Genomic DNA, 18035 nt, shown 5'->3' with positions numbered 1-18035 from the left:
CTTAATCTGAACGAGTGATGAGGCTGTTTGGATAATAGTATGTGGCACATAGCAGTGAAAAATATGCTATGTGCTATTTTATTATAAGAGGTGGACATTGTTAGAGCATGATCAAACGCTGTCTGGTAAGGAGTCGCAAGATTCTTCATTGGATCATGATGAGCTTCTTCTCTGCTTACAAGCAGTGGCTAGAATGCATCAACATGAGGTTTCTTCCGAATCGTTAACTGCTGGTTTGCCACTTGAAAATGGTCAACTGACACCCTCTGTTTTTGCCCGAGCTGCTGCGCGCGCGGGCATGACGGCACAAATTGTTAAGAGTAGGTTAATAAACCTTAATCCAGAACTGTTTCCCGTTGTTGTGCTCCTTGAGCCTGGGCGGGCATGCATTGTCAACGCCATTGATGTTAAAAAAGGGCTCGTTAAAGCTGTATTTCCTGAACTGAATGAAGCGGAAGTTGAAGTTGGCCTCAGCGAGCTGGCGTCTAGCTACTCGGGTGAGGCTATTTACGTTCGTCCTCGTCTTCGATTAGACAATAACCCCGAAACTAAGAAGAAGAGAGGTGGGCACTGGTTTTGGAGTGTCATTCAGGAAAATAGAAAGCTTTACCGCGATATTATTATTGGGTCAGTTGCCATTAATTTATTCGCCTTGGCGATGCCGCTATTTGTATTGAACGTCTATGATCGTGTAGTACCCAATCAAGCGACGGAAACACTCTGGGTCCTCGCTGGCGGTGTTTTCATTGTGCTCTGTTTTGATTTGGCGCTGCGTCTGATGCGCAGTAGCTTTGTCGATTTAGCCGCTAGCAGAGCAGATGTAAAACTTTCCTCTTCCATTATGGCTAAAACGTTAGGGTTACGTTTAGAGGATAGGCCTGTTTCAACGGGGTCGTTCACCTCCACGCTGCAATCCTTTGAGTCAATACGAGCGTTCATAGGCTCCGCTACCATTCTAGGTATTGTAGACCTGCCTTTTGTGTTGTTATTTGCATCGATTATTGCGCTGATTAATCCATGGCTTGTGTTGCCTGTTATCGCTGGAATCCTGTTCGTATTGCTTTATGCGTTGGCCGCTCAGGGCAAGCTCCATGAGCTATCGCAGACGACATGGGAAGTGGGTGCTCAACGTAATGCCCTGCTCGTCGAGTCTGTTTCGCAGTTAGAAAATGTCAAAGCGTTGCGCGCTGAAAGTCGCATTCAGCGCCACTGGGAAAAGGCCACGGCTTTCTTGTCACGCACCAGTGCCCAGCTGCGATTGGTAAGCACCTCCGTCTCGAATGTGGCGCAATGGGCGCAGCACAGTGTGGCGGTTTGCGTCATTATTGTCGGCGTCTACCAGATTATTGAAGGAAACCTTTCCCAAGGTGGGCTAATTGCCGCTTATATGCTCTCATCACGAGCCATGGCGCCGATTAGTCAGGCGGCAGCACTGCTGGCGCAGTACCACCAATCATCAACAGCGTTAGATTCGCTCAATCAAGTGATGGATAAGCGCGTCGAGCGTCACGAAGGCAAGGTCTATGTTGAAAAGCCCAGCGTTGCTGGCGCCATTCAGCTGGAAAAAGTGACGTTGCGCTACCCCAATGAAGAGCGCGATGCGTTGCGCGATGTCTCAATTTCCATTAAGGCTGGTGAAAAAGTCGCATTGCTAGGCCGAATAGGCTGCGGCAAGTCTTCACTCAATAAACTGATGCTGGGGTTTTATCAACCCAGCGCGGGTGCCGTTTTACTTGACGGCGTTGATATCCGTCAGATCGATCCAATTCAACTGCGCCGCCATATTGGCTATGTCCCCCAAGACGTCAGCCTGTTCTCTGGATCGCTGCGCGACAATATTGTCGCGGGTGGTGGCAGTGAGCGTATTGATGATGAGGAATTGCTTAAAGCATTAGATATTGCAGGTTTGCAATCCTTGGTAAATAGCCACCCCCGCGGCGTTGATTTACAAGTGGGCGAGCGGGGACAGTCTTTGTCGGGAGGTCAAAAACAGTCTGTGGCCATTGCACGGGCATTGGTGCATGACCCCGCCATATTACTATTGGATGAGCCAACCAGCTCTATGGATAACGCCAGTGAGGAAGCCTTCAAAACGAATCTCAGTAAGGTGGCGCAAGGTAAAACAGTGCTCGTAGTGACGCATCGAACGTCTCTGCTCTCCTTGGTGGATCGTATTATTGTCATGGATGCTGGCAAGGTCGTCGCGGATGGTCCCCGCGATACGGTGGTAGAAGCGCTCCGTAAAGGTCAGATCGGGAGGGCTTCTTAATGGCTAAGAAAAAAGTTGAGACCGCCGAACAAAAAGGCTTCGAGGCCATTGGTCGATTCTCTGAAAAGGGCAAAAAACCGTTCCGTCCCTTTATGGATCGCGTATTTGCACGGCGGGTTACCTCTGCGCATTTAAGCCGCGACTGGGCGAGCGACACTGACTGGGCTCGGTTGCAACAAGACCCCATGCGAGCGCGTCTGTTTCTCTACGGTGTTTGCTTGGCTTTTGTGGCACTCATCACATGGGCTTGTTTTGCGCCTATTGATGAAGTGACACGGGGTAGCGGTCGCGTTATTCCAGCTAGCCATTTGCAGCAAATACAATCTTTTGACGGCGGTGTCGTTGAGCAGATCATGATCCGAGAAGGTCAAGTAGTCGAAGCGGGGCAAGTATTAATGCAAATTGATCCGACCCGCTTTGTTTCTGACTTTCGCGAAAACCGAGCACAGCGTTATGCCTTACAGGCAAAAGCGGAACGCTTACGTGCCCTGGTCACGGACTCACCTTTTGAGCCCGATGAAGAGCTGCGCCAAGAAGTACCTTCCATCGTGATTCAAGAGCGTGCGGTTTACGAGAGCCGCCGCGAAGAGCTGCGTGAACAGGAAAATGTTTTAAATGATCGTATACGCCAGCGTAGAGAGGAGTTAAGAGAGGCTATTGCCAAGCGCGATACCGCCCAGCGTGAAGCCAATATGTCCAGCCAGGAGCTTAATTTAACGCGGCCATTGTTGGATTCAGGTGCTGTTTCAGAAGTTGAGGTGCTGAGGCTGCAGCGAGATTTGTCACGTGCGACCGGTGAGCGTAACCAAGCTGATGCAGCTGTTTCCCGTTTAGAAGCGGCAGTAGAAGAGTCCGAGGGGCAATTGCTGGAATTGGGTGCAGAGCGCCGGAGCGAATGGCGTAATGATCTTGCCGAAACGCTGGGTGATTTGAATGCGCTTCAACAATCCGGTACCGGTCTTCAGGATCGGGTGAGATTGACCGAAATTCGTTCGCCGGTAGATGGTGTGGTTCAGCGAATTCATATCAGCACCATCGGTGGCGTTGCTCAACCTGGGCAAGAGGTGGTCGATATTGTTCCAAGCGATGACCAATTGTTGATCGAAGCGCGGATCGCGCCACAAGATATTGCGTTTTTACACCCTGGTCAGGCAGCCACTATCAAGCTGACAGCTTACGACTACGCCATCTATGGTGGGCTAAAAGCTGAACTTGATCATATTAGCGCCGATACCATCACGGATGATGATGACAACACCTTTTACTTAGTGCGAGTTCGCAGTCTTGCCGAGGAAAATGTAGCGGATTCGCTGCAGGTGATTCCAGGCATGACCGCGCAGGTAGATATTATAACCGGCAAGCGAACAGTGATGCAGTTTCTGCTCAAGCCCATTCTGCGGGCATGGCGTGATTCGATGGGGGAACGTTAATGGATCATTGGTTTGTGACAATGGATGGTAGCCTCAAGGCACGCTGGCAAAAGGCTTTCCCCGATGCTCGCCCCTCAACGCCTAACGTGATTGAAAAAAATGCTCGATCTGGTGATTTGGTTTGGGTGGCAACCACCGTTGCCTCTTGGCAACAGTTGACCCAGCACCTAGCTTTGATGGGCGCCACGGTGGTCATCCTTAGCTATGCCCCTAACGACAAAGAGGCGCTTAAAGCATTAGACCTCGGCGGCCGTGGCTATGTGCACACGCTGGCGACGGCCGATGTTTTAAAGCAAGTGGCTCTTGTTGTGACCAATCAAGGAGTGTGGGTTGGTCAAGAGTTGCTTGCGAAAGTCATTGGCGGCACCTTTAAGGCTTTGTCTCGTCGCACGGAAGAGGTATCAACTGCCGGAAGTGATTATCTGGACTTGCTGACCGAGCGTGAGCGAGGCGTTGCTCTGGCGGTTGCAAGGGGGGCAACCAATAAAGAGGTCGCTCGCCAGCTAGAGATCACCGAGCGTACGGTAAAAGCTCACTTAAGTGCTATTTTCAAAAAGCTAGCGGTACGTGACCGTCTGCAGTTAATGCTCAAGCTCTCTTCAATAAGGGAACTCGCTAGCTACTAATGGGCTATGGCGCTCTTAACTGTAATACACCGAGCAGATAAGAGCGCTTTCCCTTCCTTACTTGGGCGTAAGAAGCCCTAAGCCTATTTCTGTCCATCAGTACAATACTTTTTTGTAGTTCACCCGCCTAAGATGATGGTATATGCCGATAATTCCCTAGTGCAAAGCGCAAGAAATCGGCTTCTTTATTAGTTCGGGAGATCTACATGGCAGCTGCAACCGTTATTGCAATTTCTGGTCAGGCTTGGGCACGTGATGAATCAGGTAACCTGCGTGAGCTGAGTATTGGTGATGTGTTGCAGGAAGGTGAAGTCCTCATTACTTCCAGTAATGGCAGTGTAGAACTGGATTTTGCTGATGGCGCGGGCAGCAGTTTCGTGGAGGGCGGCCAAGAAGTGGTTGTCTCTTCCGAACTCGACAGCGACCAGCTTGTGTCCACTGAAGATGCCAGTGCCCAGGATCAGGATCTTGAAGCGCTGTTAGCTGCGCTTGAAGATGAAGAAGGCGACCTTCTCGATATTCTTGATGCAACTGCCGCGGGTGGTGGCGCTGGCGGCGGTGGCGAGGGACATGATTTCGTGCGTCTTGCCCGTATTGCCGAACAAACCGACCCGTTAAGTTTTGAAACTTCCGGTGGCCTCGAAGAAAGTGAGTTCGTTGACTTTGGCGGTGCCCCCGATGCGGCAGCTGCTGAAGATGAGGTGGTTGAGCCGACGCCAGAGCCGGTTCCGGGCTTGTCTGGCACCATCACACTTAGTGTTCCGCAGCAGATCATCGAAGGGCAACCTATTACAGTAACAGCGAGTGTCGATAACGCTCCCCAAGATAGCCCGCTGGTAATCACTCTAAGTAACGGTCAGCAGATCATTATTCCCGTTGGTGAAACCACTGGTAGCGTAACCTTCGATAGCCGCCCAGACGATGTTTACCTTCAAGGTGACGAGCCTCAATCGTTAACTATTTCTGATGCTACTGGCGGTGGATACGACACTCTCGATACCACCGCTACCGATACTGTAAATGTGGTAGATGATGACGATACTACGACTATAACGCTGAGTGGTCCTGAACAGGTCACCGAAGGTGATTCAATCACCATCACTGCTAGCGTTGATAATGCTCCAATTACCGACCTTATCATTACCCTAAGTAATGGCGAGCAAATCACTATTGCTGCTGGAGCGACCAGTGGGGAGGTCACTTTTACTTCTCGTGATGATGACGAGTTCCAGCAAGGTAATACCCCTGTCGCGGTGAGCATCAGTGAGACCGAGGGTGGTAACTATGAGGATCTTAATACCGAGAGTACCGCCACGGTCAATGTGGTAGATGATAGTGACACCGTTAATGCAACGCTCACCTCTACCCTAGTAGCAGGTAGTAACGAAGACGGTGCTACGGTGATCTACACCATCACACTGGGTACCGCCCCGACAACGGCTGAGACCTTCACCTTCGATGTTAATGGTGAACAGCAAACTATTACGGTAGAGGCAGGTGCCACCAGTGGCACCACCGAGTTCACGTTCAGCGATCCAGATGTATTCGTTGATAGTGACACTATTGGTGCACCGTCCAATCTTGAAGGTAGTAACAACAGTGGTTACGAAGATCTTAATCTGGTCAATAATGCCACATCGCATGAAATAGTTGACACCCTCGACACCGTCACCGCCACCCTCAGCGCCGACACATCCAGCGTCGCCGAAGGCGGCACCGTCACCTACACCGTCACCCTGACCGGCCCGGCCGGGGCTAACCTCGGTGGCCACAACGGCCTCGAGTTCCGCCTCGCCGACGGCTCCTTAGTGACCATCGCCGCCGGTGAAACCACGGGCAGCGTGGCAGTGACCGCCGCCGATGACGCCTTCGTGGGTGGCCAGGACACCCTGGTCAACAGCATCGACGCCGTGCTCAACAACAGCGACAGCGAGTTCGAAGACCTCGCCACCGCCGGTGAGACCAGCGTCACTGTTACCGACGAACCCGGCACCCCCGGTAATCCGGGTGACCCCGGCACGCCCAACGGCGGTGACGCGATCAGCGTCAGCATCGTGGCCGACCAAGCCCAGTTCACCGAAGCCGAAGCGCAGACCTTCACGGTCAGCCTCAGCGAAGCCGTGGACCGCGACGTCACCGTCACGCTCGACAACGGCAACACCGTCACCATCGCCGCCGGTGAGCTCGAGACCACCTACACCCGTGACGCCCAAGGCGACGACGTGTTCGTGGACGGCGAGACCGTCACCGTTGCCCTGGAAGGCGCGGCTGCCACTGACGGCAGCGCGTTCGAGAACGTCACCCTGGGTGACGCCGCTGAGACGCAAGTGGTCGACACCCTCGACACCGTCACCGCCACCCTCAGCGCCGACACATCCAGCGTCGCCGAAGGCGGCACCGTCACCTACACCGTCACCCTGACCGGCCCGGCCGGGGCTAACCTCGGTGGCCACAACGGCCTCGAGTTCCGCCTCGCCGACGGCTCCTTAGTGACCATCGCCGCCGGTGAAACCACGGGCAGCGTGGCAGTGACCGCCGCCGATGACGCCTTCGTGGGTGGCCAGGACACCCTGGTCAACAGCATCGACGCCGTGCTCAACAACAGCGACAGCGAGTTCGAAGACCTCGCCACCGCCGGTGAGACCAGCGTCACTGTTACCGACGAACCCGGCACCCCCGGTAATCCGGGCGACCCCGGCACGCCCAACGGCGGTGACGCGATCAGCGTCAGCATCGTGGCCGACCAAGCCCAGTTCACCGAAGCCGAAGCGCAGACCTTCACGGTCAGCCTCAGCGAAGCCGTGGACCGCGACGTCACCGTCACGCTCGACAACGGCAACACCGTCACCATCGCCGCCGGTGAGCTCGAGACCACCTACACCCGTGACGCCCAAGGCGACGACGTGTTCGTGGACGGCGAGACCGTCACCGTTGCCCTGGAAGGCGCGGCTGCCACTGACGGCAGCGCGTTCGAGAACGTCACCCTGGGTGACGCCGCTGAGACGCAAGTGGTCGACACCCTCGACACCGTCACCGCCACCCTCAGCGCCGACACATCCAGCGTCGCCGAAGGCGGCACCGTCACCTACACCGTCACCCTGACCGGCCCGGCCGGGGCTAACCTCGGTGGCCACAACGGCCTCGAGTTCCGCCTCGCCGACGGCTCCTTAGTGACCATCGCCGCCGGTGAAACCACGGGCAGCGTGGCAGTGACCGCCGCCGATGACGCCTTCGTGGGTGGCCAGGACACCCTGGTCAACAGCATCGACGCCGTGCTCAACAACAGCGACAGCGAGTTCGAAGACCTCGCCACCGCCGGTGAGACCAGCGTCACTGTTACCGACGAACCCGGCACCCCCGGTAATCCGGGCGACCCCGGCACGCCCAACGGCGGTGACGCGATCAGCGTCAGCATCGTGGCCGACCAAGCCCAGTTCACCGAAGCCGAAGCGCAGACCTTCACGGTCAGCCTCAGCGAAGCCGTGGACCGCGACGTCACCGTCACGCTCGACAACGGCAACACCGTCACCATCGCCGCCGGTGAGCTCGAGACCACCTACACCCGTGACGCCCAAGGCGACGACGTGTTCGTGGACGGCGAGACCGTCACCGTTGCCCTGGAAGGCGCGGCTGCCACTGACGGCAGCGCGTTCGAGAACGTCACCCTGGGTGACGCCGCTGAGACGCAAGTGGTCGACACCCTCGACACCGTCACCGCCACCCTCAGCGCCGACACATCCAGCGTCGCCGAAGGCGGCACCGTCACCTACACCGTCACCCTGACCGGCCCGGCCGGGGCTAACCTCGGTGGCCACAACGGCCTCGAGTTCCGCCTCGCCGACGGCTCCTTAGTGACCATCGCCGCCGGTGAAACCACGGGCAGCGTGGCAGTGACCGCCGCCGATGACGCCTTCGTGGGTGGCCAGGACACCCTGGTCAACAGCATCGACGCCGTGCTCAACAACAGCGACAGCGAGTTCGAAGACCTCGCCACCGCCGGTGAGACCAGCGTCACTGTTACCGACGAACCCGGCACCCCCGGTAATCCGGGCGACCCCGGCACGCCCAACGGCGGTGACGCGATCAGCGTCAGCATCGTGGCCGACCAAGCCCAGTTCACCGAAGCCGAAGCGCAGACCTTCACGGTCAGCCTCAGCGAAGCCGTGGACCGCGACGTCACCGTCACGCTCGACAACGGCAACACCGTCACCATCGCCGCCGGTGAGCTCGAGACCACCTACACCCGTGACGCCCAAGGCGACGACGTGTTCGTGGACGGCGAGACCGTCACCGTTGCCCTGGAAGGCGCGGCTGCCACTGACGGCAGCGCGTTCGAGAACGTCACCCTGGGTGACGCCGCTGAGACGCAAGTGGTCGACACCCTCGACACCGTCACCGCCACCCTCAGCGCCGACACATCCAGCGTCGCCGAAGGCGGCACCGTCACCTACACCGTCACCCTGACCGGCCCGGCCGGGGCTAACCTCGGTGGCCACAACGGCCTCGAGTTCCGCCTCGCCGACGGCTCCTTAGTGACCATCGCCGCCGGTGAAACCACGGGCAGCGTGGCAGTGACCGCCGCCGATGACGCCTTCGTGGGTGGCCAGGCCACCCTGGTCAACAGCATCGACGCCGTGCTCAACAACAGCGACAGCGAGTTCGAAGACCTCGCCACCGCCGGTGAGACCAGCGTCACTGTTACCGACGAACCCGGCACCCCCGGTAATCCGGGTGACCCCGGCACGCCCAACGGCGGTGACGCGATCAGCGTCAGCATCGTGGCCGACCAAGCCCAGTTCACCGAAGCCGAAGCGCAGACCTTCACGGTCAGCCTCAGCGAAGCCGTGGACCGCGACGTCACCGTCACGCTCGACAACGGCAACACCGTCACCATCGCCGCCGGTGAGCTCGAGACCACCTACACCCGTGACGCCCAAGGCGACGACGTGTTCGTGGACGGCGAGACCGTCACCGTTGCCCTGGAAGGCGCGGCTGCCACTGACGGCAGCGCGTTCGAGAACGTCACCCTGGGTGACGCCGCTGAGACGCAAGTGGTCGACACCCTCGACACCGTCACCGCCACCCTCAGCGCCGACACATCCAGCGTCGCCGAAGGCGGCACCGTCACCTACACCGTCACCCTGACCGGCCCGGCCGGGGCTAACCTCGGTGGCCACAACGGCCTCGAGTTCCGCCTCGCCGACGGCTCCTTAGTGACCATCGCCGCCGGTGAAACCACGGGCAGCGTGGCAGTGACCGCCGCCGATGACGCCTTCGTGGGTGGCCAGGCCACCCTGGTCAACAGCATCGACGCCGTGCTCAACAACAGCGACAGCGAGTTCGAAGACCTCGCCACCGCCGGTGAGACCAGCGTCACTGTTACCGACGAACCCGGCACCCCCGGTAATCCGGGTGACCCCGGCACGCCCAACGGCGGTGACGCGATCAGCGTCAGCATCGTGGCCGACCAAGCCCAGTTCACCGAAGCCGAAGCGCAGACCTTCACGGTCAGCCTCAGCGAAGCCGTGGACCGCGACGTCACCGTCACGCTCGACAACGGCAACACCGTCACCATCGCCGCCGGTGAGCTCGAGACCACCTACACCCGTGACGCCCAAGGCGACGACGTGTTCGTGGACGGCGAGACCGTCACCGTTGCCCTGGAAGGCGCGGCTGCCACTGACGGCAGCGCGTTCGAGAACGTCACCCTGGGTGACGCCGCTGAGACGCAAGTGGTCGACACCCTCGACACCGTCACCGCCACCCTCAGCGCCGACACATCCAGCGTCGCCGAAGGCGGCACCGTCACCTACACCGTCACCCTGACCGGCCCGGCCGGGGCTAACCTCGGTGGCCACAACGGCCTCGAGTTCCGCCTCGCCGACGGCTCCTTAGTGACCATCGCCGCCGGTGAAACCACGGGCAGCGTGGCAGTGACCGCCGCCGATGACGCCTTCGTGGGTGGCCAGGCCACCCTGGTCAACAGCATCGACGCCGTGCTCAACAACAGCGACAGCGAGTTCGAAGACCTCGCCACCGCCGGTGAGACCAGCGTCACTGTTACCGACGAACCCGGCACCCCCGGTAATCCGGGTGACCCCGGCACGCCCAACGGCGGTGACGCGATCAGCGTCAGCATCGTGGCCGACCAAGCCCAGTTCACCGAAGCCGAAGCGCAGACCTTCACGGTCAGCCTCAGCGAAGCCGTGGACCGCGACGTCACCGTCACGCTCGACAACGGCAACACCGTCACCATCGCCGCCGGTGAGCTCGAGACCACCTACACCCGTGACGCCCAAGGCGACGACGTGTTCGTGGACGGCGAGACCGTCACCGTTGCCCTGGAAGGCGCGGCTGCCACTGACGGCAGCGCGTTCGAGAACGTCACCCTGGGTGACGCCGCTGAGACGCAAGTGGTCGACACCCTCGACACCGTCACCGCCACCCTCAGCGCCGACACATCCAGCGTCGCCGAAGGCGGCACCGTCACCTACACCGTCACCCTGACCGGCCCGGCCGGGGCTAACCTCGGTGGCCACAACGGCCTCGAGTTCCGCCTCGCCGACGGCTCCTTAGTGACCATCGCCGCCGGTGAAACCACGGGCAGCGTGGCAGTGACCGCCGCCGATGACGCCTTCGTGGGTGGCCAGGCCACCCTGGTCAACAGCATCGACGCCGTGCTCAACAACAGCGACAGCGAGTTCGAAGACCTCGCCACCGCCGGTGAGACCAGCGTCACTGTTACCGACGAACCCGGCACCCCCGGTAATCCGGGTGACCCCGGCACGCCCAACGGCGGTGACGCGATCAGCGTCAGCATCGTGGCCGACCAAGCCCAGTTCACCGAAGCCGAAGCGCAGACCTTCACGGTCAGCCTCAGCGAAGCCGTGGACCGCGACGTCACCGTCACGCTCGACAACGGCAACACCGTCACCATCGCCGCCGGTGAGCTCGAGACCACCTACACCCGTGACGCCCAAGGCGACGACGTGTTCGTGGACGGCGAGACCGTCACCGTTGCCCTGGAAGGCGCGGCTGCCACTGACGGCAGCGCGTTCGAGAACGTCACCCTGGGTGACGCCGCTGAGACGCAAGTGGTCGACACCCTCGACACCGTCACCGCCACCCTCAGCGCCGACACATCCAGCGTCGCCGAAGGCGGCACCGTCACCTACACCGTCACCCTGACCGGCCCGGCCGGGGCTAACCTCGGTGGCCACAACGGCCTCGAGTTCCGCCTCGCCGACGGCTCCTTAGTGACCATCGCCGCCGGTGAAACCACGGGCAGCGTGGCAGTGACCGCCGCCGATGACGCCTTCGTGGGTGGCCAGGACACCCTGGTCAACAGCATCGACGCCGTGCTCAACAACAGCGACAGCGAGTTCGAAGACCTCGCCACCGCCGGTGAGACCAGCGTCACTGTTACCGACGAACCCGGCACCCCCGGTAATCCGGGCGACCCCGGCACGCCCAACGGCGGTGACGCGATCAGCGTCAGCATCGTGGCCGACCAAGCCCAGTTCACCGAAGCCGAAGCGCAGACCTTCACGGTCAGCCTCAGCGAAGCCGTGGACCGCGACGTCACCGTCACGCTCGACAACGGCAACACCGTCACCATCGCCGCCGGTGAGCTCGAGACCACCTACACCCGTGACGCCCAAGGCGACGACGTGTTCGTGGACGGCGAGACCGTCACCGTTGCCCTGGAAGGCGCGGCTGCCACTGACGGCAGCGCGTTCGAGAACGTCACCCTGGGTGACGCCGCTGAGACGCAAGTGGTCGACACCCTCGACACCGTCACCGCCACCCTCAGTGCCGACACATCCAGCGTCGCCGAAGGCGGCACCGTCACCTACACCGTCACCCTGACCGGCCCGGCCGGGGCTAACCTCGGTGGCCACAACGGCCTCGAGTTCCGCCTCGCCGACGGCTCCTTAGTGACCATCGCCGCCGGTGAAACCACGGGCAGCGTGGCAGTGACCGCCGCCGATGACGCCTTCGTGGGTGGCCAGGCCACCCTGGTCAACAGCATCGACGCCGTGCTCAACAACAGCGACAGCGAGTTCGAAGACCTCGCCACCGCCGGTGAGACCAGCGTCACTGTTACCGACGAACCCGGCACCCCCGGTAATCCGGGTGACCCCGGCACGCCCAACGGCGGTGACGCGATCAGCGTCAGCATCGTGGCCGACCAAGCCCAGTTCACCGAAGCCGAAGCGCAGACCTTCACGGTCAGCCTCAGCGAAGCCGTGGACCGCGACGTCACCGTCACGCTCGACAACGGCAACACCGTCACCATCGCCGCCGGTGAGCTCGAGACCACCTACACCCGTGACGCCCAAGGCGACGACGTGTTCGTGGACGGCGAGACCGTCACCGTTGCCCTGGAAGGCGCGGCTGCCACTGACGGCAGCGCGTTCGAGAACGTCACCCTGGGTGACGCCGCTGAGACGCAAGTGGTCGACACCCTCGACACCGTCACCGCCACCCTCAGCGCCGACACATCCAGCGTCGCCGAAGGCGGCACCGTCACCTACACCGTCACCCTGACCGGCCCGGCCGGGGCTAACCTCGGTGGCCACAACGGCCTCGAGTTCCGCCTCGCCGACGGCTCCTTAGTGACCATCGCCGCCGGTGAAACCACGGGCAGCGTGGCAGTGACCGCCGCCGATGACGCCTTCGTGGGTGGCCAGGCCACCCTGGTCAACAGCATCGACGCCGTGCTCAACAACAGCGACAGCGAGTTCGAAGACCTCGCCACCGCCGGTGAGACCAGCGTCACTGTTACCGACGAACCCGGCACCCCCGGTAATCCGGGTGACCCCGGCACGCCCAACGGCGGTGACGCGATCAGCGTCAGCATCGTGGCCGACCAAGCCCAGTTCACCGAAGCCGAAGCGCAGACCTTCACGGTCAGCCTCAGCGAAGCCGTGGACCGCGACGTCACCGTCACGCTCGACAACGGCAACACCGTCACCATCGCCGCCGGTGAGCTCGAGACCACCTACACCCGTGACGCCCAAGGCGACGACGTGTTCGTGGACGGCGAGACCGTCACCGTTGCCCTGGAAGGCGCGGCTGCCACTGACGGCAGCGCGTTCGAGAACGTCACCCTGGGTGACGCCGCTGAGACGCAAGTGGTCGACACCCTCGACACCGTCACCGCCACCCTCAGTGCCGACACATCCAGCGTCGCCGAAGGCGGCACCGTCACCTACACCGTCACCCTGACCGGCCCGGCCGGGGCTAACCTCGGTGGCCACAACGGCCTCGAGTTCCGCCTCGCCGACGGCTCCTTAGTGACCATCGCCGCCGGTGAAACCACGGGCAGCGTGGCAGTGACCGCCGCCGATGACGCCTTCGTGGGTGGCCAGGCCACCCTGGTCAACAGCATCGACGCCGTGCTCAACAACAGCGACAGCGAGTTCGAAGACCTCGCCACCGCCGGTGAGACCAGCGTCACTGTTACCGACGAACCCGGCACCCCCGGTAATCCGGGCGACCCCGGCACGCCCAACGGCGGTGACGCGATCAGCGTCAGCATCGTGGCCGACCAAGCCCAGTTCACCGAAGCCGAAGCGCAGACCTTCACGGTCAGCCTCAGCGAAGCCGTGGACCGCGACGTCACCGTCACGCTCGACAACGGCAACACCGTCACCATCGCCGCCGGTGAGCTCGAGACCACCTACACCCGTGACGCCCAAGGCGACGACGTGTTCGTGGACGGCGAGACCGTCACCGTGGCCCTGGAAGGCGCGGCTGCCACTGACGGCAGCGCGTTCGAGAACGTCACCCTGGGTGACGCCGCTGAGACGCAAGTGGTCGACACCCTCGACACCGTCACCGCCACCCTCAGCGCCGACACATCCAGCGTCGCCGAAGGCGGCACCGTCACCTACACCGTCACCCTGACCGGCCCGGCCGGGGCTAACCTCGGTGGCCACAACGGCCTCGAGTTCCGCCTCGCCGACGGCTCCTTAGTGACCATCGCCGCCGGTGAAACCACGGGCAGCGTGGCAGTGACCGCCGCCGATGACGCCTTCGTGGGCGGCCAGGCCACCCTGGTCAACAGCATCGACGCCGTGCTCAACGACAGCGACAGCGAGTTCGAAGACCTCGCCACCGCCGGTGAGACCAGCGTCACTGTTACCGACGAACCCGGCACCCCCGGTAATCCGGGCGACCCCGGCACGCCCAACGGCGGTGACGCGATCAGCGTCAGCATCGTGGCCGACCAAGCCCAGTTCACCGAAGCCGAAGCGCAGACCTTCACGGTCAGCCTCAGCGAAGCCGTGGACCGCGACGTCACCGTCACGCTCGACAACGGCAACACCGTCACCATCGCCGCCGGTGAGCTCGAGACCACCTACACCCGTGACGCCCAAGGCGACGACGTGTTCGTGGACGGCGAGACCGTCACCGTTGCCCTGGAAGGCGCGGCTGCCACTGACGGCAGCGCGTTCGAGAACGTCACCCTGGGTGACGCCGCTGAGACCCGTGTCGTCGACACCATCGACACGACGACACTAATGTTGTACGACGTCAGCGTTGACGAGGGAGCTGGCACCGGTACGATTTCTGCCACGCTCAGCAATGCGGCGGGCCAAGAGTTCACCGTTACATTGAGCAATGGGTCCACTATCACGTTTGCTGAAGGAGCCACCGAGGGTACCTCGACACCGTTCGATATCCAGGGTGACGATGTCTACATTGATCCGGAAAGCTACGAGGTCACTGTCGTCGATCAAGGCGATAACAACTTTGAAGACCTGGATACTACTGATACTGCTACGGTTAATGTCAACGACACTATCGACACCACCGACGTCAGCATTAGCGCGATTGTGACGAAAACATCCGTTATTAACGTTGGCAATGTAGATAATACCGATAGCTTTACCGTAACGGCCTCCAACCCTAATGGTAGTGAAGGGACTATTTCCAAAGTGACTGGCACCAACCATGATGGATTTGGTGTGGTCGGGAGAACTACCGGCGGGGGAGCGAGCAGCGAGCTTGGTTTCGGCAGTGCAGGCAGTGAAAGTATCGTTGTCAACTTCAATAATGAGGTGAATAACTTTGACGTTCAGTTCGCCTGGCGGAACAACAATGAACGAGCAAAAGTAGAGTTCTTTGACGAAGAAGGAAACTCTGTTGGTTCAGCGATTGTTTCGGGTGGCGGTACATCAACGGAAGCCTTTATTACCTACTACGACGCCAATGGCGATGTAACCAGGACTGAGCGGGCACAGGGTGGCTCTGACCGCATTGACAATGCCTATAACTTCAAACCGGGAAGCGGCGACACATTCACAAGCGCCGAGTTCACGGCGGTCGGCTATGACGACGACTATCTGATCCACTCAATTGCCTACAAAGAAGTAATGAACGGTGATGCGACCAGTATAGGCGGTACCTCTGACGTTATCTTCGAAATCGAGACGTCTAATCGACCTGATGAAAGTCAGTTCGACTTCATTGACACTTTCCCGACGGCTACGGTCAATATTGATGGTCAGGAGTACATCGTCAATCTTGATCGTAACGGTAAGGGCAGTGTCGCGGTTGAAACGGATGGCCAAAGCGACCTGACTGCAGAGGTTATTAGCGTCAATGGTAACTTTGAGAATGTGGATGTTCCTGTCAGCCTGACGCTTTACAAGGGCGATCTTGAAACCGCGAACAATGGTGATAATACGATCCAAGGTGGCCAAGGGGACGATATTATCTTGGGCGACAACGGAGGCGCTGAGACCAACATTCAGCCAGGTCAAAACTATAATATTGCACTGGTTGTCGATACTTCGGGCTCAATGAAATTTGACCTAAATGGCAAAGAGAACAACGTATCGTATAACGAATCCCGCATGAAGCTGACTATTGATGCCCTTAAGAACCTGTCAAACCAGTTAGCAGAGCATGATGGGGTGGTAAACGTAACGCTGGTAGGCTTTGCCGAGAGCGCGACAGGGTGGTCTTTCAATAATCTCACATCTGCTAATGTTGGGCAGTTAGTTGAAAGGATTGAAGCGTTATCTGCCAATGGAGGAACTAACTACGAAGCTGCATTCGATAAAGCTGCTGAATGGTTTAATGGTCAACCTTCTTCAGATGGTAGTGGCAATTCGTTTGAGAACTTAACCTACTTCCTGACGGATGGGGATCCAACGTTCAGTAACAGCGGGGATAACGGTGGTGGAGGCACTACCAACGATAAAGATATGCGAGATGCGATTGATGCTTTCGGTTCTTTAAGTGAACAAAGCGCAGTGCATGCGATCGGCATAGGTAGTGGAGTAACTGAAAGTAGGCTTGAGTATTTCGACAATACGGGGCAAATGAGCTTTGTCAAAGCACCTTACGGTATTTCGGTCGAAACCCTGGCTGATTTTAGTGATGGCAATAACTGGGGGAACACAAATACCTGGGATAAATCTTCTTCAGGCGGCAGTTTAGATCGTTCTGGCCGTTATAACAGCATGGTCATTACTGACACGTCTGCGAATGGTTTGGCTTATGAAGTTGCTACACCGCAGTTTACTATCGGTGCTGATAAGTATGCAGGTGTTTCTTTTGCTTATTACGCTGACATTAAGCTTGGCGACAGTGCGAGTTGGCAACTACAGAAACTGAACGGTAATAATTGGCAAGAAGTCGAGGGCCAGGGCGGAAGTCTGAGCAACATGGGCCGTTGGGATACCGTTTCAAGCGATATGCTAGAGCAGGGCGCATACCGTATTGTATTAAGTGTTGATGATAGTAGTTGGTGGAACAATAATAATGCCGCTCTCTATATTGATAACGTCACCCTGACACCTTACGTGCTCCAAGGTGAAGTCGATATTATAAATAGTTCGAATGAGCTAGATGCCGCCCTCCAAGGTGGTTCCAGCACTAACGAATTGGCTAATGTGGGCGATGACATTGTGCACGGCGGCGATGGGAACGACATCATTTTTGGCGATACCATCAACACGGATGCACTGCAATGGGAGGGCCGCGAGCTGCCACCCGGCTCCGGTCTGTCGGCTCTGAAGGAATACTTAACAGTCAGCAATGGCGGTGTAGAGCCCTCTGAACAGCAGTTGTATGACTACATCAAGGCCGGTCATGATGAGTTCAATGTGGCGGGTGATACTCGTGGCGGTGATGATCAGTTGTATGGCGGCAAAGGCAATGATGTTCTCTACGGTCAAGGCGGCGATGATCTGCTAGTGGGCGGCGAAGGCAACGACCTCCTCTATGGTGGTGCAGGTGCTGATACCTTTAAGTGGGAGTTTGGCGATCAAGGCGCAGTGAACGACCCTGCTGAAGACCAGGTAATGGATTTCCAACTGGGTGAGTTTGGCGTTGATGATGAAGCTGATCGTCTAGATTTAGCAGACCTTCTGCAAGATGAAAACAGCGGAAACATCGATGACTATATTTTCGCCGAGCAGCAGGGTGATGACACTGTGCTACATATTAAGTCTGATGGCAGTTTGGCAGCGGATGGTAGCAATGCTGATCAACATATCGTATTGAAAGGCGTTGAGATGCCGCAAGGTGGAAACTCTTCGGACTTTATCCAGAGTATGTTGGACAATGAACAGCTTAAAATAGACCAATAAGTAAATAGAAGTAACAAGGCCGCCTAAGGGCGGCCTTTCTGTATCTAGTTCGGTATGCTAATAGACAGTTCTTTAATGCTTTTACCCACAGAGGAAAGGC

General features: G+C 58.8%; 4 protein-coding genes. All 4 read left to right on the top strand.

Annotation, left to right across the window (positions count from 1 at the left end):
• Positions 1-97 precede the first annotated feature (97 nt).
• The 4 genes from QEN58_RS12555 to QEN58_RS12540 all read left to right on the top strand — a co-directional run bounded on the left by QEN58_RS12555 (position 98) and on the right by QEN58_RS12540 (position 17935).
• Positions 98-2269, top strand: a complete 2172-nt coding sequence (locus tag QEN58_RS12555; protein ID WP_280103981.1) for a type I secretion system permease/ATPase — start codon at positions 98-100, stop codon at positions 2267-2269.
• On the top strand, positions 2269-3699 hold the full coding sequence (locus QEN58_RS12550) for an HlyD family type I secretion periplasmic adaptor subunit (protein WP_280103980.1): 1431 nt from the start codon (positions 2269-2271) through the stop codon (positions 3697-3699). Before QEN58_RS12555 ends, QEN58_RS12550 begins: the two co-directional genes overlap by 1 nt.
• Positions 3699-4325, top strand: coding sequence for a LuxR C-terminal-related transcriptional regulator (locus QEN58_RS12545; RefSeq protein ID WP_280103979.1), 627 nt, complete (start codon positions 3699-3701; stop codon positions 4323-4325). Before QEN58_RS12550 ends, QEN58_RS12545 begins: the two co-directional genes overlap by 1 nt.
• Before the next feature lie 206 nt (positions 4326-4531).
• Complete coding sequence (locus QEN58_RS12540) at positions 4532-17935, top strand: immunoglobulin-like domain-containing protein (protein WP_280103978.1); 13404 nt, start codon at positions 4532-4534, stop codon at positions 17933-17935.
• Positions 17936-18035 lie beyond the last annotated feature (100 nt).

Source organism: Halomonas alkaliantarctica, assembly GCF_029854215.1.
Taxonomy (GTDB): domain Bacteria; phylum Pseudomonadota; class Gammaproteobacteria; order Pseudomonadales; family Halomonadaceae; genus Vreelandella; species Vreelandella alkaliantarctica_A.
Note: the sequence above shows the minus strand (reverse complement) of the source record. Positions and strands in the feature narration are given on the sequence as shown.